Annotated in this window: 36 protein-coding genes; 34 read left to right on the top strand and 2 right to left on the bottom strand. The window is 31.9% G+C overall.

The genetic code is table 11. The features are described from left to right. Positions 1-7 precede the first annotated feature (7 nt). The gene (locus ACJJVK_RS02145) at positions 8-3,106 is read right to left on the bottom strand and encodes a SusC/RagA family TonB-linked outer membrane protein (RefSeq protein WP_405562648.1); all 3,099 of its coding nucleotides are present in this window, start codon (positions 3,104-3,106) and stop codon (positions 8-10) included. 195 nt (positions 3,107-3,301) lie between these two features. Further along, positions 3,302-4,966, bottom strand: coding sequence for a POTRA domain-containing protein (locus tag ACJJVK_RS02140; protein ID WP_405562646.1), 1,665 nt, complete (start codon positions 4,964-4,966; stop codon positions 3,302-3,304). 174 nt (positions 4,967-5,140) lie between these two features. On the opposite strand from ACJJVK_RS02140, the gene rpsL reads away from it, so the two are divergent. The 34 genes from rpsL to eno all read left to right on the top strand — a co-directional run bounded on the left by rpsL (position 5,141) and on the right by eno (position 25,403). Next, positions 5,141-5,515 carry a 30S ribosomal protein S12 gene (gene rpsL / locus ACJJVK_RS02135; RefSeq protein WP_018943587.1) on the top strand — a complete coding sequence of 125 codons (375 nt, stop codon included), beginning with the start codon at positions 5,141-5,143 and terminating at the stop codon, positions 5,513-5,515. 27 nt (positions 5,516-5,542) lie between these two features. Further along, the gene (gene rpsG / locus ACJJVK_RS02130; protein WP_068363273.1) at positions 5,543-6,022 is read left to right on the top strand and encodes a 30S ribosomal protein S7; all 480 of its coding nucleotides are present in this window, start codon (positions 5,543-5,545) and stop codon (positions 6,020-6,022) included. 5 nt (positions 6,023-6,027) lie between these two features. Beyond that, positions 6,028-8,145 (top strand): elongation factor G, encoded by a 2,118-nt coding sequence (fusA, locus tag ACJJVK_RS02125; RefSeq protein ID WP_215992969.1) that lies wholly within the window; start codon positions 6,028-6,030, stop codon positions 8,143-8,145. 18 nt (positions 8,146-8,163) lie between these two features. Next, positions 8,164-8,469: a 30S ribosomal protein S10 gene (rpsJ, locus tag ACJJVK_RS02120; RefSeq protein ID WP_068363283.1), complete on the top strand. Its 306-nt coding sequence runs from the start codon at positions 8,164-8,166 to the stop codon at positions 8,467-8,469. A 295-nt stretch (positions 8,470-8,764) separates the two neighbouring features. Further along, the gene (gene rplC, locus ACJJVK_RS02115) at positions 8,765-9,382 is read left to right on the top strand and encodes a 50S ribosomal protein L3 (protein WP_215992970.1); all 618 of its coding nucleotides are present in this window, start codon (positions 8,765-8,767) and stop codon (positions 9,380-9,382) included. After that, positions 9,382-10,011, top strand: a complete 630-nt coding sequence (rplD, locus tag ACJJVK_RS02110; RefSeq protein WP_068363288.1) for a 50S ribosomal protein L4 — start codon at positions 9,382-9,384, stop codon at positions 10,009-10,011. Before rplC ends, rplD begins: the two co-directional genes overlap by 1 nt. 4 nt (positions 10,012-10,015) lie before the next feature. Beyond that, positions 10,016-10,306, top strand: a complete 291-nt coding sequence (gene rplW, locus ACJJVK_RS02105; protein WP_215992972.1) for a 50S ribosomal protein L23 — start codon at positions 10,016-10,018, stop codon at positions 10,304-10,306. Positions 10,307-10,317: 11 nt separating this feature from the next. Further along, complete coding sequence (gene rplB / locus ACJJVK_RS02100) at positions 10,318-11,142, top strand: 50S ribosomal protein L2 (RefSeq protein WP_405562639.1); 825 nt, start codon at positions 10,318-10,320, stop codon at positions 11,140-11,142. 7 nt (positions 11,143-11,149) lie between these two features. Next, positions 11,150-11,428: a 30S ribosomal protein S19 gene (gene rpsS / locus ACJJVK_RS02095; protein ID WP_109403430.1), complete on the top strand. Its 279-nt coding sequence runs from the start codon at positions 11,150-11,152 to the stop codon at positions 11,426-11,428. 6 nt (positions 11,429-11,434) lie between these two features. After that, complete coding sequence (rplV, locus tag ACJJVK_RS02090; protein WP_068363299.1) at positions 11,435-11,839, top strand: 50S ribosomal protein L22; 405 nt, start codon at positions 11,435-11,437, stop codon at positions 11,837-11,839. A gap of 11 nt (positions 11,840-11,850) precedes the next feature. Then, positions 11,851-12,567: a 30S ribosomal protein S3 gene (gene rpsC / locus ACJJVK_RS02085; RefSeq protein WP_068363302.1), complete on the top strand. Its 717-nt coding sequence runs from the start codon at positions 11,851-11,853 to the stop codon at positions 12,565-12,567. Between the two features lie 23 nt (positions 12,568-12,590). After that, positions 12,591-13,022, top strand: a complete 432-nt coding sequence (rplP, locus tag ACJJVK_RS02080) for a 50S ribosomal protein L16 (protein WP_068363304.1) — start codon at positions 12,591-12,593, stop codon at positions 13,020-13,022. 11 nt (positions 13,023-13,033) lie between these two features. Further along, positions 13,034-13,225 (top strand): 50S ribosomal protein L29, encoded by a 192-nt coding sequence (rpmC, locus tag ACJJVK_RS02075; protein WP_087565044.1) that lies wholly within the window; start codon positions 13,034-13,036, stop codon positions 13,223-13,225. Between the two features lie 20 nt (positions 13,226-13,245). Continuing rightward, entirely contained in the window at positions 13,246-13,503 is a 258-nt protein-coding gene (gene rpsQ, locus ACJJVK_RS02070) for a 30S ribosomal protein S17 (RefSeq protein ID WP_299062192.1), read from the top strand. Position 13,504: 1 nt separating this feature from the next. Next, positions 13,505-13,873, top strand: coding sequence for a 50S ribosomal protein L14 (gene rplN / locus ACJJVK_RS02065; protein ID WP_068363309.1), 369 nt, complete (start codon positions 13,505-13,507; stop codon positions 13,871-13,873). A 13-nt stretch (positions 13,874-13,886) separates the two neighbouring features. Next, entirely contained in the window at positions 13,887-14,189 is a 303-nt protein-coding gene (rplX, locus tag ACJJVK_RS02060; RefSeq protein ID WP_405562633.1) for a 50S ribosomal protein L24, read from the top strand. Between the two features lie 8 nt (positions 14,190-14,197). After that, entirely contained in the window at positions 14,198-14,749 is a 552-nt protein-coding gene (gene rplE / locus ACJJVK_RS02055) for a 50S ribosomal protein L5 (protein WP_215992975.1), read from the top strand. A 3-nt stretch (positions 14,750-14,752) separates the two neighbouring features. Further along, a complete protein-coding gene (gene rpsN, locus ACJJVK_RS02050; RefSeq protein WP_091891535.1) occupies positions 14,753-15,022 on the top strand; it encodes a 30S ribosomal protein S14 in 270 nt (89 codons plus the stop codon). Between the two features lie 163 nt (positions 15,023-15,185). Next, positions 15,186-15,584, top strand: coding sequence for a 30S ribosomal protein S8 (rpsH, locus tag ACJJVK_RS02045; RefSeq protein WP_405562629.1), 399 nt, complete (start codon positions 15,186-15,188; stop codon positions 15,582-15,584). Positions 15,585-15,594: 10 nt separating this feature from the next. Further along, positions 15,595-16,140, top strand: coding sequence for a 50S ribosomal protein L6 (gene rplF / locus ACJJVK_RS02040; RefSeq protein ID WP_405562627.1), 546 nt, complete (start codon positions 15,595-15,597; stop codon positions 16,138-16,140). Between the two features lie 11 nt (positions 16,141-16,151). Beyond that, positions 16,152-16,496 (top strand): 50S ribosomal protein L18, encoded by a 345-nt coding sequence (gene rplR, locus ACJJVK_RS02035; RefSeq protein WP_405562624.1) that lies wholly within the window; start codon positions 16,152-16,154, stop codon positions 16,494-16,496. A 3-nt stretch (positions 16,497-16,499) separates the two neighbouring features. Further along, complete coding sequence (rpsE, locus tag ACJJVK_RS02030) at positions 16,500-17,024, top strand: 30S ribosomal protein S5 (protein WP_076686301.1); 525 nt, start codon at positions 16,500-16,502, stop codon at positions 17,022-17,024. Positions 17,025-17,035: 11 nt separating this feature from the next. Next, on the top strand, positions 17,036-17,218 hold the full coding sequence (rpmD, locus tag ACJJVK_RS02025; RefSeq protein ID WP_215992978.1) for a 50S ribosomal protein L30: 183 nt from the start codon (positions 17,036-17,038) through the stop codon (positions 17,216-17,218). Between the two features lie 10 nt (positions 17,219-17,228). Beyond that, entirely contained in the window at positions 17,229-17,681 is a 453-nt protein-coding gene (gene rplO, locus ACJJVK_RS02020) for a 50S ribosomal protein L15 (RefSeq protein WP_405562621.1), read from the top strand. 13 nt (positions 17,682-17,694) lie between these two features. Then, positions 17,695-19,020, top strand: coding sequence for a preprotein translocase subunit SecY (secY, locus tag ACJJVK_RS02015; RefSeq protein WP_405568297.1), 1,326 nt, complete (start codon positions 17,695-17,697; stop codon positions 19,018-19,020). Position 19,021: 1 nt separating this feature from the next. Further along, positions 19,022-19,237, top strand: a complete 216-nt coding sequence (infA, locus tag ACJJVK_RS02010) for a translation initiation factor IF-1 (RefSeq protein ID WP_068206835.1) — start codon at positions 19,022-19,024, stop codon at positions 19,235-19,237. Positions 19,238-19,249: 12 nt separating this feature from the next. Continuing rightward, a complete protein-coding gene (ykgO, locus tag ACJJVK_RS02005; protein ID WP_004568720.1) occupies positions 19,250-19,366 on the top strand; it encodes a type B 50S ribosomal protein L36 in 117 nt (38 codons plus the stop codon). Further along, positions 19,366-19,731, top strand: a complete 366-nt coding sequence (rpsM, locus tag ACJJVK_RS02000; protein WP_215992980.1) for a 30S ribosomal protein S13 — start codon at positions 19,366-19,368, stop codon at positions 19,729-19,731. The genes ykgO and rpsM overlap by 1 nt, the downstream gene beginning before the upstream one ends. Before the next feature lie 83 nt (positions 19,732-19,814). Further along, positions 19,815-20,198 (top strand): 30S ribosomal protein S11, encoded by a 384-nt coding sequence (gene rpsK / locus ACJJVK_RS01995; RefSeq protein WP_068363343.1) that lies wholly within the window; start codon positions 19,815-19,817, stop codon positions 20,196-20,198. Between the two features lie 140 nt (positions 20,199-20,338). Next, positions 20,339-20,944 (top strand): 30S ribosomal protein S4, encoded by a 606-nt coding sequence (gene rpsD / locus ACJJVK_RS01990; RefSeq protein ID WP_068363346.1) that lies wholly within the window; start codon positions 20,339-20,341, stop codon positions 20,942-20,944. Positions 20,945-21,040: 96 nt separating this feature from the next. Beyond that, on the top strand, positions 21,041-22,033 hold the full coding sequence (locus tag ACJJVK_RS01985) for a DNA-directed RNA polymerase subunit alpha (RefSeq protein ID WP_215992981.1): 993 nt from the start codon (positions 21,041-21,043) through the stop codon (positions 22,031-22,033). A gap of 63 nt (positions 22,034-22,096) precedes the next feature. Further along, positions 22,097-22,579, top strand: coding sequence for a 50S ribosomal protein L17 (rplQ, locus tag ACJJVK_RS01980; RefSeq protein ID WP_405562611.1), 483 nt, complete (start codon positions 22,097-22,099; stop codon positions 22,577-22,579). 152 nt (positions 22,580-22,731) lie between these two features. Continuing rightward, positions 22,732-23,850: a glutamine-hydrolyzing carbamoyl-phosphate synthase small subunit gene (carA, locus tag ACJJVK_RS01975; RefSeq protein WP_405562609.1), complete on the top strand. Its 1,119-nt coding sequence runs from the start codon at positions 22,732-22,734 to the stop codon at positions 23,848-23,850. A 266-nt stretch (positions 23,851-24,116) separates the two neighbouring features. After that, positions 24,117-25,403, top strand: a complete 1,287-nt coding sequence (gene eno, locus ACJJVK_RS01970) for a phosphopyruvate hydratase (protein ID WP_215992984.1) — start codon at positions 24,117-24,119, stop codon at positions 25,401-25,403. The last annotated feature ends 119 nt before the right edge of the window (positions 25,404-25,522 follow it).

The raw sequence follows: 25,522 nt of genomic DNA, 5'->3' as shown, positions 1-25,522 counted from the left end.
TTTAAATTTAGAATTTTAATGTTACTGATAAAGTATATGTAGTACTAACTGGATATACTCCATAATCTACAGCGTAATATTGGAAAGTATCTCCATCATATAATTGTACTTCAGGGTCCCAACCAGAATAATTTGTAAAGGTTAACAAGTTGTTACCTGTTAAACCTATTCTAAAAGATTCAAAGAACCCATTAGCAACATTTTTTAATTTGTCAGAATCTAAAGTATAGAAAATAGAAGCTTCTCTTAGTTTAACAAAACTTGCATCTTCTACCCAAAAAGCATTGTTTTCATTTGTATCGTATAGACTTTGGTAGTAAGTTATTGTTTTTTGTTCTCCTGGAGCTTTACCACTTTGGTCTATCATAGCGTGTCTATTGTCTCTAGTTAACCATTGACCATTTCTGTTGTATAAATCTCCACCTTGTTTCCAATCCCATAACATATAAAAATCAAAACCTTTATAAGAAATGGTGTTTCGTAAACCCATATTAAAGTCTGCTGTAGAGTTACCAATGTCTCCAACCCAAGTAGATCCGTCTTCATTTAACTTAATGGTACCTATTTCATATTTTGTACCGATAGTTGAAGCATCAACTACAATACCGTCAGAATTAACAACATATTCGCTAATAGTTTTACCTGTTGGTAATTGTGTCGCCATTTCATCTAAAGTTCTTACAAAATCTCTACCATACATAGTACCAAATTCAACTCCTTCTTCTAATCTGAAAATTTCACCATTTGCTGGTCCTTCAATTCTTGGGTCTATATTTAATTTAGTAACTTCATTTGTAGTTGTTGAGAATACAACACCAGTATTCCATTTAAAATCTGGAGTATTAATAATTTTTGCGTCTAAAACAAGTTCTATTGTATTAAATTCTACTGTACCAACATTTTGAAATTGATTATTACCGTCACTAGATGGAGCAAATAAATCTACTAGCATAAATTGATCCTCAGTTTGTGCATTAGAGTAGACTCCTTCAAAAGAAAATCTGTCTAAAAAGTCAATATTTAAACCGAATTCCTTTTCTGTAGTGTTTGATGGTCTTAAATCTGGATTACCAACAGTTTGTAAATTACTAGGGTCACCATTATTAATATCTCTTCTTGTATATTGCCAATAATATTGTGGTCTTTGACCTGCTGTACCATAAGCTGCATGAACTTTTAATTCTTGTATGCCAGGGATTTCAATATCTTTTGAAATTCTATAGGCACCTGAAATTCTAAAGTAATCGTTAGTCCTATAATTTTCACCAAATAAGGAAGAGTTATCAATACGATACATACCATCAAATATATATCTGTCTTTGTAGTCTAAACCTAATATAGCAAAATAGTTATTTGTTACAGCATGTGTTTCATTGGATCCAATAAAAGTATCTGTATAGTTGTCTAAAGAAATCGTTCTACCGCCAGCAACTGCAACATTACCTTGTCCATAGTAGTATTCATAATCAGAATTTTCTAATAAATAACTTAATTTACCAGTAAGATTTAAATCCTCTCCAATAGTTTCTTTAAAATTAAGTGTGGTTTGAAATTTTTGTGAAGTATTTCTGTAAGAACTCATAAAGTAACTACCTTGAGAATAGGTTGCAAATAAATCCTCTCTATCTCCACCACCAGTCCAAGTAGTCGTTGAAGTAAAATCTTTTAATTTACTATCAGTAGATTCAATTGCATATTCCACATCTAAATTTAACCAATTCGTGAATTTAACATTTGCTAAAAAGCTACCTGAATATTTTACATCATTTCTGTTTTCTGGATTAGCATATAAAGGGTATAATGGATTTGTAACTGTAGAAGCCCAAGTGTTAGGTGCATATAAATATGGCTGACCATCAGGGTTAAGTGCATTTAAGTTTACATCTGGGTCCATTACAGATACATCAAAGAAAACTCCGGTTCCACCACCAGGTGTATTGTCAAAAGTACGGACAAATTGGTTTCTAGAACTAATTTTCAACCATTCATTAACTTTAAACTCTCCATTAAGTCTTATTCCATTTCTTTCGTAACCACCAGTGTTTTTTAAGATACCACCTGCGTTATTTTTTTCTATAGATAAGAATAAGTTAGAGTTTTCGTTTGCAGTTGATACTGATGCGTATAAGTTTTTGTTAATACCCGCATCAAAGAATTGATCCTGATTGTTGTAATAAATACCATAAGGATTGTCTGCTATTTCGTCATCTTCGGCTTGTCTTGCACCTGAAACGTTTTGATAGTTAGATCCATTATAATCACTTGGGTAAGTTACACCAGCATATTTTGTATATACACCTTGTACACTTTGCCAATCTGAAGCTAATTGATAGTGGTGAGAGTTATTTAAATCAATAAAGCTATTTAATTTAGAAATACCTACCTCACTTTTTAAGGTAACTTGCATTTTACCAATTTTACCTTTTTTAGTTGTAATTACAATTACACCATTACCTGCTCTAGAACCATAAAGTGCAGAAGCAGAAGCTCCTTTTACAACTTCGTAAGAAGCAATATCATCTGAGTTAATGTCTTGAAGACCATTCTCTACAATTACACCATCTACAATTACTAACGGAGATTGACTACCAAAAATATTTGTAGCACCTCTTAATTGAATTGTTGCTCCTTGACCAGGTTGACCAAAGTTTGTTACAGTAACCCCAGCTACCTTACCTTGCAAAGCATTAGCTGCAGAAGTAGTAGGAATGTTCTCTAAGTCTTTTTCACTAATTTTATTTACTGTTACAGAAAGTTTTTTTCTGCTAGTTGCACCAGCAACCCCTGTAATTACAATTTCATCTAATATCTCACCACCTTCAGTAAGAGTTACATTGATAGTGCTATTAGATCCAATTGTTTTTTCTACAGACTCATAACCTAGGTAACTAAAAACTAAAACATCACCAGTGTTCGCTTTAATAGTATACTTACCGTCAAAATCTGTGTCTGTACCTTTATTGGTACCCTTAATTAAAATACTTACTCCTGGTAAAGCACCTGATTCATCAGAAACAGTTCCAGAAATAGTTTTTTCTTGCGCAAAAGAAATTTGCACCACCAACGCTAAAAAAAGCGTTAAAATTCCATTAAACTTTGTCTTCATTTGTATAATTATTTGAATTAATTAGTGCCAAAAGTCTTAAATTAAACTTAAAAAAACAATTAATTAACAGAAAAAAACCAATATTTTGTTAATTAATGTTAATATACCAATAAAGTTCTGTTAATAATATCATTTTAATTTTTAAGACAGTTTAAAAAGAATTTTTCTCTTTTTTTTAACTTTTTTAGAGAAAAGTTAAAAATTGGTTTTCCAATTAATAATGATTTTACTTTCATTAAAATTTAGGTTTTGTTGGGGTTTTTTGCCTATAGCTGTGCTTATTTTTATCTGAAATTTATTAATAGTAAACAAATAACCTAGACCTATGCTTAAGAAATTTTGGTAAGTAGAATTTAATTTTAAATAACCTAAATCAGTTATTGTATATAGATAGGATTCCTTATTTGTTAAAAATCTATATTCTGTGTTAAAAAAACTAAAACTAGGTGAAAAAATACTCTGTTCGTTAAAACCTCTTAATGAGTTTGCGCCTCCTAGTCTAAAAAATTCATTGTCTAGATAGGTGTCAGAGTTTAAATGTCCTGATGTGTTTTTTATGTAGAAACTGCTTCTTTGGCTTATGTCCCAAATATAAGTGGCTGATGTTTTAATCTTTATTTGATTTGTTGAAGTATTATCATACTTCCTTGTCCCAAACGTGGGATTAATATTAAAAGAAAACTTATCATTAAAAAAATAATCATTTTTTGCGATTCTGTAATTGATTTCAATCCCCCAAAAAATATTTTTAAATGTTTCTATGTTATTGTTTGTTGATTCCGCTAGGTTTTCTGATGATTCTGAGTAATATGTTGCAGCAATTTTAACGCTTGGGTTGATGTTGTAGAATAATTTAGAGTTAAAATTTGTGTTTAAAAAAGTAGAGTCTTGTTTGTAAATGGATAGAGATATTAAAGGTGTTAATTTAGAATTGAAAATGAATGGTATTTCTGTACTAAGTTTTAATTCTTGTCTTTCATCTCCAATACTATTCCAAAATAGTTCAAATTTTTCTCCACTGTTTAAAATATTATGTAGTTTAAAGTCTATGTTACCATTAAGTAAAACACCACCATCTTCTTGAGATGCAAAATTTACAATACCGTCAAAACTGTTTTTTTGCAATTTTTTAAGATACATATATATAAAGGTAGAATCTTTTGTAAATAAAACTTCAGGAGGGTTTACTTCTTTTATAAAGTCTAGATTTTTAGAGTTGTTTGATATTTGTTTTAATTTTTTTTGATTGAATAGAGTGTTGGTTTTGATCTTAAAATAATTTTTCAAATAAGGTTTAGGGAAATCTTCATATCCTTTTATAATTATTTTATTGATGGTTCTTTTTTTAGTTTGATTAACATCTAAATCCGCATATAAGATGTCTTTTTTTATTACAATATTTTTTAATTGAACTTTTGAGAATGATTTACCGTCTTTTTCAAGTTTCTTAGTAATATTTGAAAGCAAGATTTTTAATTCTCTAATATGAATCGAAATAGTTTCACTATCTACTTTATTGTCTTTTAAAACTAAATCAGAAAATTGATGTGTTTTTATAATCGCCTTTTCGATTTTAGTTTTTAGAGAAATGTAAACTGTGTAGTGTTGTTTTTCTTTTTTTATACTGTCTATGGTATTTGTGAAATATCCAATATTTTTTAGGTGTTCAGATATTTTATCAATCTCTTTAAAAATGGAAACTGAATCATCGTGTTTTTTTTGATATTCTAATTGTTGTATTGATGAGAGTTCTCTTTTTTCTATAGGAATAATTTTTATTAATAACTCTTGTGCTAAAAAATCATTTATTATGAGAAAAGTAAAAAAAGTTATTAAATATGTAGATTGTTTTAGTTTCAATATGATTGTGATATGTAGTTCAAATGTAATTTAAATTCATAAAAAACTACGAATAAAAAATCATTAACAAAAAATAACTCACTGATATTTGAATAATTAGAAAATATTCGTACATTTGCGGACTCTTAAAAAGAGCAAAGTTTAATTATAAACGAAAAACAGTAATTATTTAGTATGCCAACTATTCAACAATTAGTTCGTAAAGGAAGAACCAAAATAACTAAGAAGAGTAAATCGGCTGCTTTGTCGTCTTGTCCTCAAAGACGTGGAGTTTGTACTCGTGTTTATACTACAACACCAAAGAAACCTAATTCAGCAATGCGTAAAGTTGCCAGAGTTAGATTGACAAATGGTAATGAGATAAACGCATACATTCCAGGTGAAGGACATAACTTACAGGAGCACTCGATAGTATTAGTTAGAGGTGGAAGGGTAAAAGATTTACCAGGTGTTAAATATCACGTGGTACGTGGAGCATTAGATACAGCAGGTGTTGAGGGAAGGACTCAGCGTAGGTCTAAGTATGGTGCGAAACGCCCAAAAAAGTAAAATTAGTAACTTTTTTAATGTAAAGACATGAGAAAAAGAGCAGCAAAAAAAAGAGTCTTATTACCAGATCCAAAGTTTAATGATCAGTTAGTAACACGTTTCGTGAATAACTTGATGTGGAGTGGTAAGAAGTCAGTAGCGTTTAAAGTATTTTACGATGCAATGGATATCGTAGAAGAAAGAAAAGGTGAAGGAGAAGAAAAAACAGCCTTAGAAATTTGGAAAGAAGGTTTGTCTAATGTAATGCCTCACGTAGAAGTTAGATCTCGTAGAGTAGGTGGTGCAACATTTCAAATTCCAATGCAAATTAGACCAGACCGTAAAGTGTCTATGGCAATTAAATGGATGATTTTGTATACTCGTAAGAGAAACGAAAAAACTATGGCACAGCGTTTAGCTGCTGAAATTTTAGCTGCGGCTAAAGAAGAAGGAGCTGCTGTTAAGAAAAGAGTAGATACACATAAAATGGCAGAAGCCAATAAAGCATTCTCACACTTTAGATTTTAATAATAATGGCTAGAAATTTAAAATTTACTCGTAATATTGGAATTGCAGCACATATTGATGCTGGTAAAACTACAACTACAGAGCGTATTTTGTATTATACAGGTGTTTCTCATAAAATTGGAGAGGTACATGATGGTGCAGCAACTATGGACTGGATGGAGCAAGAGCAAGAAAGAGGTATTACAATTACTTCTGCAGCTACAACTTGTACGTGGGAATTTCCAATTGAAAATGGAGCAAAAACACCAGATACTAAAGGGTATCATTTTAATATAATTGATACTCCTGGTCACGTTGATTTTACTGTAGAAGTAAATAGATCTTTACGTGTATTAGATGGTTTAGTTTTCTTATTTTCAGCTGTTGATGGTGTTGAGCCTCAATCTGAAACTAACTGGAGGCTTGCAGATAACTACAAAGTGCCAAGAATTGGTTTTGTTAACAAAATGGATCGTCAAGGTTCAGACTTTTTAGGTGTTTGTCAACAAGTAAAAGACATGTTAAAATCAAATGCGGTGCCAATCGTTTTAAATATTGGTGACGAAGATGAGTTTAAAGGTGTTATTGATTTAGTAAAGAATCGTGCTATTGTATGGCATGACGAAACTCAAGGAGCAACGTTCGATGTTATCGATATTCCTGAGGATATGAAAGAAGAAGCTCGTAAGTATCGTGCACTTTTAATTGAAGAAGTAGCAAGTTATGATGAGAATCTTTTAGAGAAATTTATGGAAGATGAAGATTCAATTACAGAAGAAGAAGTGCATGCTGCACTTAGAGCTGCTGTAATGGATATGGCTATCATTCCTATGATTTGTGGATCTGCGTTTAAAAATAAAGGTGTTCAGTTCTTGTTAGATGCTGTTTGTCGTTATTTACCATCTCCTACAGATAAAGAAGGTATTGTGGGTACAAACCCTGATACTGGTTTAGAAGAATTGCGTAAGCCGGATGTAAAGGAGCCGTTTGCTGCTTTAGCATTTAAAATTGCAACTGACCCTTTTGTAGGTCGTTTAGCATTTTTTAGAGCGTATTCAGGTCGTTTAGATGCAGGTTCTTATGTATTAAACAATCGTTCAGCTAAAAAAGAACGTATTTCTCGTATTTATCAAATGCATGCTAACAAGCAAAATGCAATTGATTATATCGAAGCTGGTGATATTGGTGCTGCTGTAGGTTTCAAATCTATTAAAACAGGAGATACTTTAACTGATGAAAAGCATCCAATTGTATTGGAATCTATGGATTTTCCAGATCCAGTAATCGGTATCGCTGTTGAACCTAAAACAAAAGCAGATGTTGATAGATTAGGTATTGGTTTAGGTAAATTAGCTGAAGAAGATCCAACTTTTACAGTTCGTTCTGACGAAGCTTCTGGACAAACTATTATCTCTGGAATGGGTGAATTACACTTAGATGTAATTGTAGATCGTTTAAAGCGTGAATTTAAGGTAGAAGTTAACCAAGGTCAACCTCAAGTAGAATATAAGGAAGCTATTACAGCTGCTGCAGATCATAGAGAAGTTTATAAGAAACAATCAGGTGGTCGTGGTAAATTTGCTGATATTGTATTTACAATGGAGCCAGCTGATGAAGGTGTTCAAGGATTACAATTTGAGTCTATTATTAAAGGTGGTAATGTTCCTAGAGAGTTTGTGCCTTCTGTAGAAAAAGGATTCAAAGAAGCAATGAAGAATGGTCCTTTAGCAGGTTATGAGATGGATTCAATGAAAGTAACATTAAAAGATGGTTCTTTCCACGCAGTGGATTCTGATCAATTATCTTTTGAGTTAGCTGCAAAATTAGGTTACAAAGCTGCTGCAAAAGCTGCTAGAGCTAAAATTATGGAGCCTTTGATGAAGTTAGAAGTATTAACTCCTGAGGAAAATATGGGAGATATTGTTGGAGATTTAAATAGAAGAAGAGGGCAAGTTAACGATATGAGTGATCGTAATGGGTCTAAAGTTGTGAAAGCATTAGTGCCGTTATCAGAAATGTTCGGTTATGTTACTGCTTTAAGAACTATGTCTTCTGGTAGAGCAACTTCTACAATGGAATTTTCACATTATGCTGAAACTCCTTCAAATGTATCTGAAGAAGTAATTGCAAAATCTAAAGGTTAATCGACTAAATAATATAAGATGAGTCAAAAAATTAGAATAAAATTAAAGTCTTACGATTATAATTTAGTAGATAAATCTGCTGAAAAAATCGTAAAGACAGTAAAAAGTACTGGTGCTGTTGTAAACGGACCAATACCTTTACCAACACATAAAAAGATTTTTACAGTTTTACGTTCTCCACACGTAAACAAAAAATCTAGAGAGCAATTTCAATTAGCTGCGTACAAAAGATTGTTAGATATTTATAGTTCTTCTTCGAAAACTATTGATGCTTTAATGAAGCTTGAATTACCAAGTGGTGTTGAAGTTGAGATTAAAGTTTAAGTATTAGAATATTAACTTTCGGTTTAATTTTGTTAAACCGAAAGTTTTTTATACTTTTGCAACCCGAAATAGAGTAGGGTACCCTATTTTTTGATGTAAAAATCAATAATAGATACATGTCCAGAGCGTTTCGCGAAGGAAAAACGGAAAAACAAAATCAGCGTTGAATTTGTTTGCGCTGTTTTTTTTTAAGTGAAATTTTACGGATTAAGAGTGAAACAATTGTTTCAAAACAAATAATTATTAATAAGAGACGCGCTGGATAAATATATCTATCGTCTAAAATTTTAACTAAATGTCTGGGTTAATAGGTAGAAAAATTGGAATGACCAGCTTATTCGACGAAAATGGGAAGAATATTCCTTGTACAGTAATCGAAGCAGGTCCTTGCGTTGTTACCCAAGTCAGAACCGAAGAGGTTGACGGATACAATGCGTTACAACTTGGTTTCGATGACAAAAAGGCGAAGAGTTCTAACAAAGCGTTAGATGGTCACTTTAAAAAAGCTGGCACCACTGCTAAGAAAAAAGTCGTTGAATTCCAAGGGTTTGAAGAGGAGTATAAATTAGGAGATGCTATTACAGTAGAGCATTTTGAAGAAGGCGAATTCGTTGATGTATCAGGTGTGTCTAAAGGTAAAGGTTTTCAAGGTGTTGTAAAACGTCACGGTTTTGGTGGTGTTGGTCAAGCAACTCACGGTCAGCATAACCGTTTAAGAGCTCCTGGTTCAATTGGTGCTGCTTCTTATCCTGCAAGAGTATTCAAAGGAATGCGTATGGCAGGAAGAATGGGGGGAGAAAAAGTGAAAGTACAAAACTTAAAGGTATTAAAAGTAGTTGCTGAAAAGAACTTACTTGTTGTTAAAGGAGCTATTCCTGGACACAAAAATGCTTTTGTAACTATTCAGAAATAATGGAATTAGCAGTTTTAGATATTACAGGAAAAGATACAGGTAGAAAGGTTGAGCTTTCTAATGATGTATTTGGTATTGAGCCTAATGATCATGCAATTTATTTAGATGTTAAACAATACTTGGCTAATCAACGTCAAGGAACTCATAAATCTAAAGAAAGAGCAGAAATTACTGGTTCTACAAGAAAGATAAAAAAGCAAAAAGGAACTGGTACTGCAAGAGCAGGTTCTATCAAGTCTGGTGTTTTTAGAGGAGGTGGTCGTATGTTCGGTCCAAGGCCAAGAAATTATTCTTTTAAATTGAATAAAAACTTAAAGCGTTTAGCACGTAAGTCTGCTTTAAGTATTCAAGCAAATGATAAGAATTTAGTAGTAATCGAAGATTTAAACTTTGAGACTCCAAAGACTAAGAACTTTGTAGATGTTTTAAAAGCTTTAGAATTAGATACAAAAAAATCTTTATTTGTTTTAGGTAATGATAATGCTAATGTGTATTTATCATCACGTAATTTAAAAAATTCTAAAGTAGTAAAAGCTTCAGAAATTAATACTTATGGTGTTTTAAATGCTAATAAAGTTGTTATTACTGAAAGTTCTTTAGAGGGAATTAACTCAAATTTAAGCAAATAGGGATATGAGTATTTTAATTAAACCTATTATTACGGAAAAAGCTACAAACGATAGTGAAGTATATAATCGTTATACATTTGTAGTAGATAAAAAAGCTAATAAAATAGAGATTAAAGATGCTGTTGAAGCAGCTTATGGAGTTTCTATCTCAAGTGTAAAAACTTTAAATTACCCTATTCAAAGAAACACTAAGTTTACTAAAAAAGGTTTAGTAACTGGTGTTAAGAGCGGGTATAAAAAAGCGATTGTGCAATTAGCAGAAGGAGAAAGTATTGATTTTTATAACAATCTTTAAGAAAAGACAGAATGTCAGTTAGAAAATTAAAACCAATAACACCAGGTCAGCGTTTTAGAGTTGTAAATGGGTTCGACACCATAACAACTGATAAGCCGGAAAAGTCATTATTGGCACCGAAAAAAAGATCTGGAGGTCGAAACAATCAAGGTAGAATGACAACTCGTAATATTGGAGGTGGTCATAAACAAAGATATCGTATTATCGATTTTAAAAGAGATAAGAATGATATGCCTGCAACAGTTAAAACTATAGAGTACGATCCAAATCGTACTGCATTTATTGCTTTACTTAGTTATGCTGATGGTGAAAAACGTTATGTAATTGCTCAAAACGGTTTAAAAGTAGGTCAAACTATTGTATCAGGTAGTGGTGTTGCTCCAGAAATTGGAAACGCTATGCCTTTAAGTGAAATTCCTTTAGGAACTACAATTTCTTGTATAGAATTACACCCAGGTCAAGGAGCTGTTATGGCTCGTTCTGCTGGTTCTTTTGCTCAATTAATGGCAAGAGATGGTAAATATGCAACAGTTAAGTTACCTTCTGGTGAAACAAGATTAATTCTTTTAACTTGTTCTGCTACTATAGGAGTTGTATCTAACTCAGATCATCAATTATTAGTATCTGGTAAAGCAGGTAGAAGAAGATGGTTAGGTAGAAGACCAAGAGTTAACGCTGTAAGAATGAATCCAGTTGATCACCCAATGGGTGGTGGAGAAGGACGTTCTTCTGGAGGTCATCCAAGATCTAGAAATGGTATTCCTGCTAAAGGATTTAAAACTAGATCTAAGACTAAAGCTAGTAATAAGTACATTATCGAACGTAGAAAGAAATAATTAAGTTATGGCAAGATCATTAAAAAAAGGACCTTACATTCACTATAAATTAGAGAAAAAAGTGTTGGCTAATGTAGAAGCTGGAAATAAAACAGTAATCAAAACTTGGTCTAGAGCAAGTATGATTTCTCCAGATTTTGTTGGACAAACTATTGCTGTTCATAACGGACGTCAGTTTGTACCAGTTTATGTTACAGAAAACATGGTAGGGCATAAATTAGGCGAATTTTCACCAACACGTTCTTTTAGAGGACACGCTGGTGCAAAAAATAAAGGTAAAAAATAGTAGGAAATGGGAGTTCGTAAAAAAAATATGGCAGATCAGTTAAAAGCAGATAGAAAGCAACGTGCTTTCGCTAAGCTTACTAACTGTCCTACATCACCAAGAAAAATGCGTTTAGTAGCAGATCAAGTACGAGGAGTAGAAGTTGAAAAAGCTTTACAAATCTTAAAGTTTAGCCCTAAAGAAGCATCCATCAATTTAGAGAAATTGTTATTGTCTGCAATTGCAAACTGGCAAGCTAAAAATGAAGATGCAACTATTGAAGACGCAGGTTTATATGTGAAATCTATTTGTGTAGATAGCGCAGGAATGTTAAAAAGATTAAGACCAGCTCCACAAGGTCGTGCTCATAGAATTCGTAAGCGTTCTAATCACGTTACTTTAGAGTTAGGTAGCAAAAATTTAAGTAATTAATCAAAGTAGAAATGGGACAAAAAACTAATCCAATAGGAAATCGTTTAGGAATCATCAGAGGTTGGGAATCTAACTGGTATGGTGGAAATGACTACGGAGATAAAATTGCTGAAGATGATAAGATAAGAAAGTATATTAATGCTAGATTATCTAAAGCAAGTGTTTCTAGAGTAATTATTGAGCGTACGCTTAAACTTGTAACTGTAACTATTACTACTGCACGTCCAGGTATCATTATTGGTAAAGGTGGTCAAGAGGTAGACAAGTTAAAAGAAGAGCTTAAAAAAATTACTGGTAAAGAAGTTCAAATTAATATTTTTGAAATTAAACGTCCAGAATTAGATGCAAAATTAGTTGCAACGAGTGTAGCACGTCAAATTGAGAATAGAATTTCTTACAAGAGAGCTATCAAAATGGCTATCCAAGCAACTATGAGAATGAATGCTGAAGGGATTAAAATCCAAATTTCAGGTCGTTTAAATGGAGCAGAAATGGCACGTTCAGAACATTTTAAAGAAGGTAGAATTCCTCTATCTACTTTTAGAGCTGATATTGATTATGCACTTGTTGAGGCTCATACTACTTATGGAAGATTAGGTATAAAAGTATGGATCATGAAGGGTGAAGTTTATGGTAAAAGAGAATTATCTCCATTAGTTGGCTTGTCTAAAAAACAAGGTGGTAAAGGTGGTGACAGATCTAAACGTGGACCTCGTAGAAGAAAATAATTTTTAAAAATTAGAAATTAAAAATGTTACAGCCAAAAAGAGTAAAATACCGTAAGGTACAGAAGGGCAAGGGAAATATGTCTGGTAATTCTCAAAGAGGAAATCAACTATCTAATGGGATGTTTGGTATTAAATCGATAGATCAGAACTTATTAACTTCTCGTCAGATAGAGGCAGCTCGTATTGCAGCAACTCGTCATATGAAAAGAGAAGGTCAGTTATGGATTAAAATATTTCCAGATAAACCTATTACCAAAAAACCTTTAGAGGTACGTATGGGTAAGGGTAAAGGAGCACCAGATCATTTTGTTGCAGTTATTAAGCCAGGTAGAATTTTGTTTGAGGTTGGTGGTGTACCAATGCACGTAGCAAAAGAAGCTTTACGTTTAGCTGCTCAAAAACTTCCAGTAAAAACGAAGTTTGTAATAGCAAGAGATTTTGATATTAATGCATAATTCTAAATAAAATGAAACAATCAGAAATAAAAGAATTATCTATAGCAGATCTTAATGAGAAATTGGGAGCGTTGCAAAAGAATTATACCGATCTTAAGATGGCTCACGCAATAACTCCAATGGAGAATCCATTGCAATTGAGAAGCTTAAGAAGAACTGTAGCAAGAATTGCAACAGAATTAACAAAAAGAGAATTACAATAATTCTATAGTCAGTTTTAAAGATGGAAAAAAGAAATCTTAGAAAAGAAAGAATTGGTGTTGTTTCTAGTAGCAAAATGGAGAAATCTATTGTTGTAGCAGAAACTAAGAGAGTTAAGCACCCAATGTACGGTAAATTCGTTTTAAAAACGAAAAAGTATGTTGCACACGACGAACAGAATGATTGCAACGAAGGAGATACTGTAAGGATAATGGAAACTAGACCTATGAGTAAATCTAAACGTTGGAGATTAGTAGAAATCCTAGAAAGAGCTAAATAATATGTTACAGACAGAATCAAGATTAAAAGTAGCAGATAATACTGGAGCTAAAGAAGTTTTAGTAATTAGAGTTTTAGGAGGAACAAAAAAACGTTACGCAAGTATTGGAGACAAGATTGTTGTATCAGTAAAAGCTGCAACTCCTAACGGAACTGTAAAAAAAGGTCAAGTATCAAGAGCAGTTGTTGTAAGAACAAAAAAAGAAGTTAGACGTAAGGATGGATCATACATTAGATTTGATGATAATGCTTGTGTACTTTTAAATCCTACTGAGGAGATGAGAGGAACACGTGTATTTGGTCCTGTAGCTCGTGAACTTCGTGAGAAACAATTCATGAAAATAGTATCATTAGCACCTGAAGTGCTTTAAATCATTATATAAGATGAAGAAGTTCAAATTAAAATCAGGAGATACTGTAAAAGTAATTGCAGGAGACAACAAAGGGTCTGAAGGTAAAGTTTTACAAATTATCAAGGATAAAGATAGGGTATTAGTAGAAGGTGTAAACTTAGTATCTAAGCATACAAAACCTAGTGCTCAAAATCCTCAAGGTGGTATTGTAAAAAAAGAAGCATCTTTACACATCTCTAACGTTATGTTAGTAGAAGAAGGTGTTGCTGTAAGAGTTGGTTATAATGTTGATGGAGATGCTAAAACTAGAATCTCTAAAAAAACTAAAAAATAGTAGTAATCATGAGTTACGTACCAAGATTAAAAGCAGAATACAAAGAAAGAGTTATAAAAGCTCTTACTGATGAATTCAGTTATAAGAATGTAATGCAAGTGCCTAAATTAGAAAAAATAGTTGTTTCTAAAGGTGTTGGTGCTGCTATTGCAGATAAGAAATTAATAGATTATGCTGTAGAAGAATTGACTAAAATTACTGGTCAAAAAGCAATTTCTACTATGTCTAAAAAAGATGTTGCATCATTTAAATTACGTAAAGGTATGCCTATAGGTGTAAAAGTTACGTTAAGAGGTGATAAAATGTATGAGTTTTTAGATAGATTAGTTACTGCATCTTTACCACGTGTTAGAGATTTTAACGGTATAAAAGCTAATGGATTTGATGGGAGAGGTAATTATAATTTAGGTATTACTGAACAAATCATCTACCCAGAAATAAATATTGACCAAGTTAAAAAAATTAACGGTATGGATATTACATTTGTAACATCTGCAAATACTGATAAGGAAGCAAAGTCATTATTAGGAGAATTAGGTTTACCATTCAAAAAAAATTAAGAAATGGCTAAAGAATCAATGAAAGCTCGCGAACGTAAAAGAGCAAAAACAGTTGCAAAATATGCAGAAAAGAGAAAAGCTTTAAAAGAAGCTGGAGACTATGAAGCATTGCAAAAATTACCAAAAAACGCTTCACCAATTAGAATGCATAATAGATGTAAGTTAACTGGTCGTCCAAAAGGATATATGAGACAATTTGGTATCTCTCGTGTAACGTTCAGAGAAATGGCAAATCAAGGATTAATACCAGGTGTTAAAAAAGCAAGTTGGTAGAAATTTTAAATAAAGCTTAAATATAAAAATAGAATGTGTATCTTTGCACGCTCTATTTTTTTTGAGTATAAGAATTTTAACTGATTATAGGTTCATTTATCACAGAGAAATCTGTAGCATAAATAGAGGTAATTGAAAACCGTAATCGCAATTTTATATTAATATGTATACAGATCCAATCGCGGATTTTCTTACAAGAGTAAGAAATGCAATCGCTGCAGGACACAGAGTAGTAGAAGTGCCAGCTTCAAACTTGAAGAAGGCAATGACTAAAATTTTGTTCGATCAAGGGTATATTTTAAGTTATCAGTTCAATGACAATAAAGTTCAAGGAACTATTAAAATAGCTTTAAAATACGACAGAGAAACAAAAGAGTCAGTAATTAGAAAAATTCAACGTATCAGTACACCAGGTTTACGTAAATATGTTGGCTCTACAGAGATGCCAAGAGTATTAAATGGACTTGGAATTGCTATTGTTTCTACATCAAAAGGTGTAATGACAAACAAAAAAGCACGTTTAGAGAACGTTGGAGGAGAAGTTTTATGTTACGTTTATTAAATCTTGAAAGATGAGTAGAATTGGAAAAAACCCAGTTAGCATAACACAAGGTGTAGATGTAAACATTAATGAAAATGTAATCACTGTAAAAGGGAAATTAGGAGAGTTAACTCAAACTATTTCTAATGGAATTTCAGTGAAAATTGAAGATGCAACTATTGTTTTAGATAGAGCGTCAGAAAGTAAAGACCATAAAGCACAACATGGTTTAATGAGAGCTTTAATCGCTAACATGATTGAAGGTGTTTCTAAAGGATGGACTAAAGAATTGGAATTGGTTGGTGTAGGTTATAGAGCCTCTAATCAAGGACAAAAATTAGATTTAGCTTTAGGTTTCTCTCATAATATTGTTTTAAATTTAGCTCCAGAAGTAAAAGTTGAAACTGTATCTGAGAAAGGGAAAAACCCAATCATTAAATTATCTTCATTTGACAAACAATTAGTAGGTCAAGTTGCTGCAAAGATTCGTTCTTTCAGAGCTCCAGAGCCATATAAAGGTAAAGGTGTGAAGTTTGTTGGTGAAGTATTAAGAAGAAAAGCAGGTAAATCTGCATAAGATATAGCACTATGGCATTATCAAAATTACAGAGAAGAGCTAGAATTAAGCGTAGAATCAGAAAAATTATTTCTGGTACAGCTTCAAAACCAAGATTATCGGTTTATAGAAGTAATAAAGAAATTTACGCTCAATTGGTAGATGATGTAAACGGAGTAACATTAGCTTCAGTTTCATCAAGAGATATAAAAGCAAGTACAAAAGCGGAAGCAGCAACAGCAGTTGGTAAATCAATTGCAGAAAAAGCTGTAAAAGCAGGAGTAGAAACAGTTGCTTTCGATAGAAATGGTTATTTATACCATGGTAGAGTTAAAGTATTAGCAGATGCTGCAAGAGAAGCTGGTTTAAAATTTTAAGAAATTATGCAAGGTTATAAAAACGTAGAAAGAGTTAAGCCAAGTGGATTAGAGCTTGTAGATAGATTAGTTGGTGTACAACGTGTAACTAAAGTAACAAAAGGTGGTAGAGCATTTGGTTTCTCTGCTATTGTAGTTGTTGGTGATGGTAATGGAGTTGTTGGTCACGGATTAGGTAAGTCTAAGGATGTTTCTTCTGCTATTGCAAAGGCAGTAGAAGATGCTAAGAAAAATTTAGTAAGAATACCAATTTTAGAAGGTACTTTACCTCACGAACAAAAAGGTAAATTTGGTGGTGCAAAAGTATTCATCAAACCAGCTTCTCCTGGTACAGGGGTAATAGCTGGTGGTGCAGTTCGTGCAGTTTTAGAGTCTGTAGGTGTACATGATGTATTATCTAAATCTCAAGGATCTTCTAACCCTCATAATGCAGTAAAAGCAACTTTCGATGCTTTATTACAATTACGTAGTGCAGCTGCAATTGCGAAACAAAGAGGTGTTTCTTTAGAAAAAGTATTTAACGGATAAATCTAAGAACGATGGCAAAAATTAAAGTTACACAAGTAAAAAGTCAAATCGGGCGTCTTAAGAATCAAAAGAGAACTTTAGAGGCATTAGGTTTACGTAGATTAAACCAGACAGTTGAGCATGAGGCAACTCCTTCAATTGTTGGTATGGTAAATAAAGTTTCACATTTAATTTCTGTAGAGGAATTAAAATAAGATATTTAAAATGAGTAGTTTACATAACTTAAAACCAGCAGAAGGATCTGTTAAAAAAGAGAAAAGAATCGCACGTGGTGAAGGTTCTGGTCATGGAGGTACTTCTACAAGAGGTCACAAAGGGGCAAAATCTCGTTCAGGTTATTCTAGAAAAATTGGTTTTGAAGGTGGGCAAATGCCACTTCAAAGACGTGTTCCAAAATTTGGTTTCACTAATATAAACCGTAAAGAATATCAAGGTATCAACTTAGACAAGTTACAAGCTTTAGTTGATAGTGGTAAGATAACTGATACAGTAAATTTAGATATTTTAATAGCTAATAGATTAGCAGGAAAAAATGACCTAGTTAAAATTTTAGGTAATGGAGAGTTAAAAACTAAATTAAACATAACTGTACATAAATATACAGCATCAGCAAAGGCGGCTATTGAAGCAGTTGGAGGAGAAGCTGTAACTTTATAACATTCCGTAAATGATGAATTTAATTAATAAATTAAAAGAGATTTTTAGTATTGAAGAATTAAAAAATAAAATTCTTCTGACTATCGGTTTAATTGCTGTATATCGTTTTATGGCATCAGTTCCTTTACCAGGGATTGATCCATTACAGTTAGCAGCTTTAAAAGATAGTGCTGCAGATGGTCTTTTAGGATTATTGAATGCATTTACTGGAGGGGCATTTGCACGAGCGTCTGTTATGGCTCTTGGTATTATGCCTTATATTTCTGCTTCTATTGTAGTTCAATTAATGGGAATTGCTGTTCCTTATTTACAGAAATTACAAAAAGATGGGGAAAGTGGACGTAAAAAGATTACACAGATCACAAGATGGTTGACTATTGGTATTACTTTGGTGCAAGCACCAACGTATATTACAGCTATTAAAACTCAATTTGGTTTAGGACCAGAAGCATTTTTAGTTTCTGGCCCAACTTTTTGGGTTTCTTCTATTGTTATACTTACTGCAGGTACAATATTTGCAATGTGGTTAGGTGAGCGTATTACAGATAAAGGAATTGGTAATGGAATATCATTATTAATTACTGTAGGTATTATTGCTAACTTTCCTGCAGCATTTTTACAAGAGTTTGTGGCTAAAACTACAAACGCAGGTGCTGGTGGTATTATGATGGTTTTAATTGAAATCATAGTTTGGTTTGTTGTAATTTTATTATCTGTATTATTGGTTACTGCTGTAAGAAAAATTGCAGTTCAATACGCCAGAAGAACTGTTGCAGGTAATGTGCAAAATGTTGCTGGATCATCTAGAGATTATATTCCTTTAAAATTAAATGCAGCTGGGGTAATGCCAATTATATTTGCTCAAGCAATAATGTTTTTACCTGTTGCTTTAGCCCAAAAGTTTCCATTTATGGCGAGCTTGCAAGATATTAATGGGTTAGGATATAATATTATTTTTGCATTATTAATTATCATTTTTAGTTATTTCTATACTGCTATTACTATTCCCACAAATAAAATGGCAGATGATTTAAAAAGAAGTGGTGGTTTTATACCAGGTATCAGACCAGGTAAAGACACCGCAGATAGATTAGATTCTGTATTATCAAGAATTACATTACCAGGATCTATATTTTTAGCAGTATTATCAATATTACCAGCAGTTGTAGTTCAGTTTGGAGTACAACAAAGTTGGGCAATGTTTTATGGAGGTACATCATTAATTATTATGGTTGGTGTTGCAATTGATACCTTACAACAAATAAATTCATATTTATTAAATCGTCATTATGATGGTTTAATGAAACCAGGAAATAGTAACAGAAAATCGAATAAGTAAGATGGCTAAACAACCCGCAATTCAACAAGATGGAACTATTACAGAAGCATTGTCAAATGCTATGTTTCGTGTAGAGTTAGAAAACGGACATATTGTAACGGCTCACATTTCAGGAAAGATGCGTATGCATTATATCAAATTATTACCTGGTGATAAAGTGAAATTAGAAATGAGTCCTTATGATTTAACAAAAGCAAGAATTACTTACAGATACTAAAAAAATATACAGATGAAAGTTAGAGCATCAGTTAAAAAAAGAAGTGCCGACTGCAAAATAGTACGCAGAAAAGGTAGATTATATGTGATTAATAAACAAAATCCTAGATTTAAACAAAGACAAGGGTAATGGCAAGAATAGCAGGTATTGATATTCCAAAGAATAAAAGAGGAGTTATTGCTTTAACTTACATCTTTGGTATAGGAAACAGTAGAGCTAAAGAAGTTTTAGCTAACGCAGAGGTTGACGAAAGTATTAAAGTTCAAGATTGGACAGATGATCAAATCGCAGCAATTAGAGAACAAGTAGGTACTTTTACAATTGAAGGTGAATTACGTTCAGAAGTTCAAATAAATATCAAACGTTTGATGGATATTGGATGTCAAAGAGGAATCCGTCACAGAATGGGATTACCTTTAAGAGGTCAAAGAACAAAAAACAATTCTCGTACTAGAAAAGGTAAGAGAAAAACTGTTGCTAACAAGAAAAAATAAGTTAGTGATTAACCTAGTTATGGTTTAGTGTGCCGTATTTATATATACAATTTACTAAACATAATAACTAAACATTTAAAATTATGGCAAAAGCAAGTGCAAAAAAACGTAAAGTAATAATTGATGCAATAGGTGAAGCTCACGTAACAGCATCTTTTAATAACATCATTATTTCTTTAACAAATAAAAGAGGAGACGTAATTTCTTGGTCTTCTGCAGGTAAAATGGGTTTTAGAGGTTCTAAAAAGAATACTCCATATGCAGCTCAATTAGCAGCAGAAGATTGTGCAGGTGTTGCAAAAGAAGCAGGTTTACGTAAAGTAAAAGTTTATGTAAAAGGACCTGGTAATGGTAGAGAATCTGCTATTAGGTCTTTACACAATGCAGGTATCGAAGTAACAGAAATTATTGATGTTACTCCAATTCCTCATAATGGATGTCGTCCACCTAAAAGAAGAAGAGTATAATTTATATTCTTATAAAAAAAGATGCTGAACAATGTTTCAGCATCTTTTTTAAACAATTAATATTATTTTTTAACTTGATAGGATAAAGATTAGCGAAGGATAAGCCTTAATTCATAATCCCTATCTATAACACAAAAGAAATGGCAAGATATACAGGACCAAAAACTAAAATTGCTCGTAAATTTGGTGAAGCAATTTTTGGAGAAGACAAAAACTTCGAAAAAAGAAATTTCCCTCCAGGACAGCATGGAAATGCAAGAAGAAGAGGAAAGAAATCTGAATATGCTACTCAATTAATGGAGAAGCAAAAAGCAAAATATACTTATGGTATTTTAGAGCGCCAATTCAGTAACTTATTTAAAAAAGCATCAGCTTCTCAAGGGATTACTGGTGAAATTTTATTACAATTATGTGAATCTCGTTTAGATAACGTAGTTTACAGAATGGGTGTTTCTAACTCTAGAAGTGGAGCTCGTCAATTAGTATCTCACAGACACATTACTGTTAACGGAGAAATTGTTAACATACCTTCTTATAGTTTAAAAGATGGTGATGTTGTTGCTGTAAGAGAAAAGTCTAAATCATTAGTAGCAATCGAAGATGCATTAGCATCTAATAGTACTGTTTATGAATGGTTAACTTGGAATAATGATACTAAATCTGGAACTTTTGTAAAAGCACCAGAAAGACTACAGATTCCAGAAAACATCAAAGAACAATTAATAGTAGAATTATATTCTAAATAATAATTTAATCATATTGGTATTTAGCCAAAGGGTTAGTTTGTTTTTCTTCACTCTTACAAACCGCGCAACTAAATAACAATTAAAACGAAGAAATAAATGGCAATTTTAAATTTTCAGAAACCTGATAAAGTAATTATGATAGAATCTACTGATTTTAAAGGTAGATTTGAATTCAGACCATTAGAACCAGGTTTTGGTTTAACAGTGGGTAATGCTTTAAGAAGAGTTTTATTATCTTCTTTAGAAGGTTTTGCAATTACATCATTAAGAGTAGATGGTGTAGAGCATGAGTTTTCTACAGTACCAGGTATTGTAGAAGATGTTACAGAAATTATCTTAAACTTAAAACAAGTTCGTTTTAAGAAACAAATTGATGAAACTGATAGAGAAACTGTATCTGTTTCAATATCTGGTCAAGAGCAGTTTACTGCTGGAGATTTACAGAAGTTTATTTCTGGTTTTCAAGTATTAAACCCAGATTTAGTTATTTGTAACATGGATAAATCTGTAAAATTAAATGCAGAAATTACCATAGAAAAAGGTAGAGGATTTGTACCTGCAGAAGAAAATAAAAAATCTTCAGCACCAATTGGTACAATCTTTACAGATTCTATCTACACACCAATTAAGAATGTAAAATATTCAATCGAAAATTATCGTGTAGAACAAAAAACGGATTATGAAAAATTAGTTTTCGATATTGATACTGATGGTTCAATTAATCCTAAAGATGCATTAACAGAAGCTGCAAAAATATTAATTCACCACTTTATGTTATTCTCTGATGAGCGTATCACTTTAGAGGCTGATGAAATAGCACAAACTGAAACATATGATGAAGAATCATTACATATGCGTCAATTATTAAAAACTAGATTAATTGATATGGATTTATCTGTTAGAGCCTTAAATTGTTTAAAAGCAGCAGAAGTAGATACATTAGGAGATTTAGTTTCTTTTAACAAAAGTGATTTAATGAAGTTTAGAAACTTTGGTAAAAAATCATTAACAGAACTAGAAGAATTAGTTATAGTTAAAGGTTTAAGTTTCGGAATGGATTTAACAAAATACAAATTAGATAGAGATTAACCTTTCATATTTTGCTCCTCAAAATGGGTAGATGCAAGATGAAAGCATAAAACAAACGTCAAAATGAGACACGGAAAAAAACACAATCATTTAGGTAGAAAAACAGCGCACAGAAAGGCGATGTTAGCTAATATGGCTTGTTCTTTAATAGAACACAAACGTATTAACACTACAGTAGCAAAAGCAAAAGCATTAAGAGTTTTTGTAGAGCCATTAATTACAAAGTCTAAGTCAGATACAACTCACAATAGACGTGTTGTATTCTCTTATCTACGTGATAAATATGCAGTAACAGAACTTTTTAGAGAAGTTTCTGTTAAAGTTGCAGACAGACCAGGAGGTTATGTTCGTATTATTAAATTAGGAAATCGTCAAGGAGATAATGCTCCTATGGCAATGGTTGAATTAGTTGATTACAACGAAATTTATAACCCTAAAGGTAAACAAGCTAAGAAAACTACTCGTAGAAGTAGAAGAGGTAGTTCTAAAACTGAAGCAACTGCTCAAGTAGAAGAAACTTCAACTGAACAAAAATCAGAAGAATAAAAAATGAAAATTTTTTAGTTTAAATATTTTAAAAAGGGATAAGCATTTATGTTTATCCCTTTTTTATTGTCAAAAAAAACTAATAACTCTTTGACTTAAAAAAAGATGATAATTCTTATTTTTGCAAAGTCAGAAAAATTATCAAAACAAGAATGAAATATCAACAAAGAAAGAAAGCACTAGTACTATTAGCAGACGGAACAATTTTTTATGGAAAATCTGTTGGTATAGAAGGAACTTCTACAGGAGAAATCTGTTTTAATACAGGTATGACAGGTTATCAAGAAATATTTACAGATCCATCTTATTTTGGACAATTAATGGTGGCTACAAATGCTCACATTGGTAATTATGGTATAAATAATGATGAAGTTGAATCTGATGGAATTAAAATTGCAGGTTTAATTTGTAGAAATTTCAGTTTTACACACTCAAGAGTAGATTCTGATGGAAACCTAAAAGACTGGTTTATAAAACATAATTTAGTTGCAATCTCAGATGTAGATACTAGGGCATTAGTATCGTATATTAGAGATAATGGTGCAATGAACGCTATTATTTCTACTGAAGTTGATAAAATTGATGAATTAAAAAGTCAATTAGCAGCTGTACCAAGTATGGAAGGTTTAGAGTTGGCTTCTAAAGTATCAACCAAAGAACCTTATTTTATAGGAGATGAAAATGCTGATATAAAAATTTCTGCTTTAGATATTGGTATTAAAAAGAATATCTTAAGAAATTTAGCTAAAAGAGGAGCTTATATTAAAGTATATCCATATAATTCAACGTTTTTAGAATTAGAAAATTTTAATCCTGACGGATATTTTATTTCTAATGGACCTGGTGATCCTGAACCTTTAGTAGAAGCACAAGAAGTTGCAAAAGAAATTATAAAAAGAGATTTACCATTATTTGGTATTTGTTTAGGTCATCAAGTAATTGCCTTATCACAAGAAATTTCTACTTATAAAATGCACAATGGTCATAGAGGTATTAACCATCCAGTTAAGAATCTATTAACAGGAAAAGGAGAAATTACTTCTCAAAATCACGGTTTTGCTATCAATAGAGAAGAAACAGAAGCTAATGATAATGTAGAAATTACACATTTGCATTTAAATGATCATACTGTAGCTGGTATTCGTATTAAAGATAAAAATGCTTTTTCTGTACAATACCATCCAGAAGCTAGTCCAGGACCACATGATTCAGAATATTTATTTGATCAATTTATTTCAAATATTAAGGAATCTAAAAAAGTTTTATCGTAACATTTTTGCAGATGGTCTATGCAAAATCGTTATTTATCTATTTTATGGTATTTTAATAAATATTTGAATTATATTTGAACTGTGGTTGAGAAATCACATTCTTTTTCATAGCAATTTTCCCACTCAGTTTCTGAGTGGGTTTTTTTTATTCTAATAATAGCAAACGTTTTCGTAATTAATCAAATACATATCATATATAACTTGTTTCATTTTTGTAAATTAGCACTGTAGTAAAAGATTCAATTAATTAAACAAAAAATATTAAAATGAGCATTATTATTAGCGTTCACGCACGTCAGATTTTTGATTCAAGAGGAAACCCAACTGTAGAAGTAGATGTAACTACTGAAAATGGAGTTTTAGGTAGAGCAGCAGTTCCTTCTGGAGCATCTACAGGAGAACATGAAGCAGTAGAGTTAAGAGATGGGGGTAAAGATTATATGGGTAAAGGAGTTCTAAAAGCTGTAGATAATGTAAATAGCATTATTGCAGAAGAACTTTTAGGAGTTTCTGTTTTTGAGCAAAATGCAATAGACAAATTAATGATAGATTTAGATGGTACTCCAAATAAATCTAAATTAGGAGCTAATGCAATATTAGGAGTTTCTTTAGCTGTTGCAAAAGCAGCTGCAAATGAATTAGGTATGCCTTTGTATAGATACGTAGGTGGTGTTTCTGCAAACACTTTACCATTACCAATGATGAATATCATTAATGGTGGTTCTCATTCAGATGCACCTATTGCTTTTCAAGAATTTATGGTTATGCCAGTTAAAGCTGAAACATTTACAGAAGCTATGAAAATGGGTTCTGAAATTTTTCATAACTTAAAGAAAGTTTTACACGATAGAGATTTATCTACAGCAGTAGGAGACGAAGGTGGTTTTGCACCAACTTTAGATGGTACAGAAGATGCACTAGATACAATTGCTTTAGCAGTTAAAAATGCTGGTTATTCTTTTGGTGATGAAGTTAAAATTGCTTTAGATTGTGCTGCAGCAGAATTTTATGTTGATGGAGCTTACGACTATACTAAATTTGAAGGAAGTAAAGGTGTAGTAAGAACTAGCCAAGAGCAGGCTGATTATTTAGCTGAATTAGCAGCTAACTATCCTATTATTTCTATTGAAGATGGTATGGATGAAAACGATTGGGAAGGTTGGAAATACTTAACTGAAAAGATTGGAGATAAAGTTCAATTAGTTGGTGATGATTTATTTGTAACAAATGTAGAGCGTTTAGGAAGAGGAATCGAAAATGGAATTGCAAATTCAATTTTAATTAAAGTAAACCAAATTGGTAGTTTAACAGAAACTATTGCAGCTGTAAACATGGCTAAAAATGCTGGTTATACTTCTGTAATGTCTCATAGATCTGGTGAAACAGAAGATAATACTATTGCAGATTTAGCTGTAGCATTAAACTGTGGGCAAATAAAAACAGGTTCAGCTTCACGTTCAGATAGAATGGCTAAATACAATCAATTATTAAGAATTGAAGAAGAATTAGCAGAAACTGCATATTTTCCAAAAGAAAATGCGTTTAAAATATAAATAGATAATATACTTATCAGTTTTAAAACCTTACTTTTTAGTAAGGTTTTTTTTATATTCTTTAAATTTTTGCTTAATCGATTAACCTTATTTGATAATATCGAAAATCTATATGTTAC

The organism is Polaribacter sp. Asnod6-C07, assembly GCF_045063625.1.
In the GTDB taxonomy this organism is placed as follows: Bacteria; Bacteroidota; Bacteroidia; order Flavobacteriales; family Flavobacteriaceae; genus Polaribacter; species Polaribacter vadi_A.
Note: the sequence above shows the minus strand (reverse complement) of the source record. Positions and strands in the feature narration are given on the sequence as shown.

Excerpts from the sequence above, each read along its gene's own strand:
- rpsM (WP_215992980.1), top strand. The coding sequence starts at position 19,366 with ATGGCAAGAATAGCAGGTATTGATATTCCAAAGAATAAAAGAGGAGTT.
- rpsJ (WP_068363283.1), top strand. The coding sequence starts at position 8,164 with ATGAGTCAAAAAATTAGAATAAAATTAAAGTCTTACGATTATAATTTA.
- fusA (WP_215992969.1), top strand. The coding sequence starts at position 6,028 with ATGGCTAGAAATTTAAAATTTACTCGTAATATTGGAATTGCAGCACAT.
- eno (WP_215992984.1), top strand. The coding sequence starts at position 24,117 with ATGAGCATTATTATTAGCGTTCACGCACGTCAGATTTTTGATTCAAGA.
- rplF (WP_405562627.1), top strand. The coding sequence starts at position 15,595 with ATGAGTAGAATTGGAAAAAACCCAGTTAGCATAACACAAGGTGTAGAT.
- rpmC (WP_087565044.1), top strand. The coding sequence starts at position 13,034 with ATGAAACAATCAGAAATAAAAGAATTATCTATAGCAGATCTTAATGAG.
- rplV (WP_068363299.1), top strand. The coding sequence starts at position 11,435 with ATGGGAGTTCGTAAAAAAAATATGGCAGATCAGTTAAAAGCAGATAGA.
- ACJJVK_RS02145 (WP_405562648.1), bottom strand. The coding sequence starts at position 3,106 with ATGAAGACAAAGTTTAATGGAATTTTAACGCTTTTTTTAGCGTTGGTG.
- rpsQ (WP_299062192.1), top strand. The coding sequence starts at position 13,246 with ATGGAAAAAAGAAATCTTAGAAAAGAAAGAATTGGTGTTGTTTCTAGT.
- rplQ (WP_405562611.1), top strand. The coding sequence starts at position 22,097 with ATGAGACACGGAAAAAAACACAATCATTTAGGTAGAAAAACAGCGCAC.
- secY (WP_405568297.1), top strand. The coding sequence starts at position 17,695 with ATGAATTTAATTAATAAATTAAAAGAGATTTTTAGTATTGAAGAATTA.
- ykgO (WP_004568720.1), top strand. The coding sequence starts at position 19,250 with ATGAAAGTTAGAGCATCAGTTAAAAAAAGAAGTGCCGACTGCAAAATA.
- rplP (WP_068363304.1), top strand. The coding sequence starts at position 12,591 with ATGTTACAGCCAAAAAGAGTAAAATACCGTAAGGTACAGAAGGGCAAG.
- rpsG (WP_068363273.1), top strand. The coding sequence starts at position 5,543 with ATGAGAAAAAGAGCAGCAAAAAAAAGAGTCTTATTACCAGATCCAAAG.
- ACJJVK_RS01985 (WP_215992981.1), top strand. The coding sequence starts at position 21,041 with ATGGCAATTTTAAATTTTCAGAAACCTGATAAAGTAATTATGATAGAA.
- rplO (WP_405562621.1), top strand. The coding sequence starts at position 17,229 with ATGAGTAGTTTACATAACTTAAAACCAGCAGAAGGATCTGTTAAAAAA.
- rpsC (WP_068363302.1), top strand. The coding sequence starts at position 11,851 with ATGGGACAAAAAACTAATCCAATAGGAAATCGTTTAGGAATCATCAGA.
- rpmD (WP_215992978.1), top strand. The coding sequence starts at position 17,036 with ATGGCAAAAATTAAAGTTACACAAGTAAAAAGTCAAATCGGGCGTCTT.
- rpsN (WP_091891535.1), top strand. The coding sequence starts at position 14,753 with ATGGCTAAAGAATCAATGAAAGCTCGCGAACGTAAAAGAGCAAAAACA.
- rplD (WP_068363288.1), top strand. The coding sequence starts at position 9,382 with ATGGAATTAGCAGTTTTAGATATTACAGGAAAAGATACAGGTAGAAAG.
- rplB (WP_405562639.1), top strand. The coding sequence starts at position 10,318 with ATGTCAGTTAGAAAATTAAAACCAATAACACCAGGTCAGCGTTTTAGA.
- rplC (WP_215992970.1), top strand. The coding sequence starts at position 8,765 with ATGTCTGGGTTAATAGGTAGAAAAATTGGAATGACCAGCTTATTCGAC.
- rpsD (WP_068363346.1), top strand. The coding sequence starts at position 20,339 with ATGGCAAGATATACAGGACCAAAAACTAAAATTGCTCGTAAATTTGGT.
- rplW (WP_215992972.1), top strand. The coding sequence starts at position 10,016 with ATGAGTATTTTAATTAAACCTATTATTACGGAAAAAGCTACAAACGAT.
- infA (WP_068206835.1), top strand. The coding sequence starts at position 19,022 with ATGGCTAAACAACCCGCAATTCAACAAGATGGAACTATTACAGAAGCA.
- rpsL (WP_018943587.1), top strand. The coding sequence starts at position 5,141 with ATGCCAACTATTCAACAATTAGTTCGTAAAGGAAGAACCAAAATAACT.
- rpsH (WP_405562629.1), top strand. The coding sequence starts at position 15,186 with ATGTATACAGATCCAATCGCGGATTTTCTTACAAGAGTAAGAAATGCA.
- rpsS (WP_109403430.1), top strand. The coding sequence starts at position 11,150 with ATGGCAAGATCATTAAAAAAAGGACCTTACATTCACTATAAATTAGAG.
- rplE (WP_215992975.1), top strand. The coding sequence starts at position 14,198 with ATGAGTTACGTACCAAGATTAAAAGCAGAATACAAAGAAAGAGTTATA.
- carA (WP_405562609.1), top strand. The coding sequence starts at position 22,732 with ATGAAATATCAACAAAGAAAGAAAGCACTAGTACTATTAGCAGACGGA.
- rpsK (WP_068363343.1), top strand. The coding sequence starts at position 19,815 with ATGGCAAAAGCAAGTGCAAAAAAACGTAAAGTAATAATTGATGCAATA.
- rplN (WP_068363309.1), top strand. The coding sequence starts at position 13,505 with ATGTTACAGACAGAATCAAGATTAAAAGTAGCAGATAATACTGGAGCT.
- rplR (WP_405562624.1), top strand. The coding sequence starts at position 16,152 with ATGGCATTATCAAAATTACAGAGAAGAGCTAGAATTAAGCGTAGAATC.
- rplX (WP_405562633.1), top strand. The coding sequence starts at position 13,887 with ATGAAGAAGTTCAAATTAAAATCAGGAGATACTGTAAAAGTAATTGCA.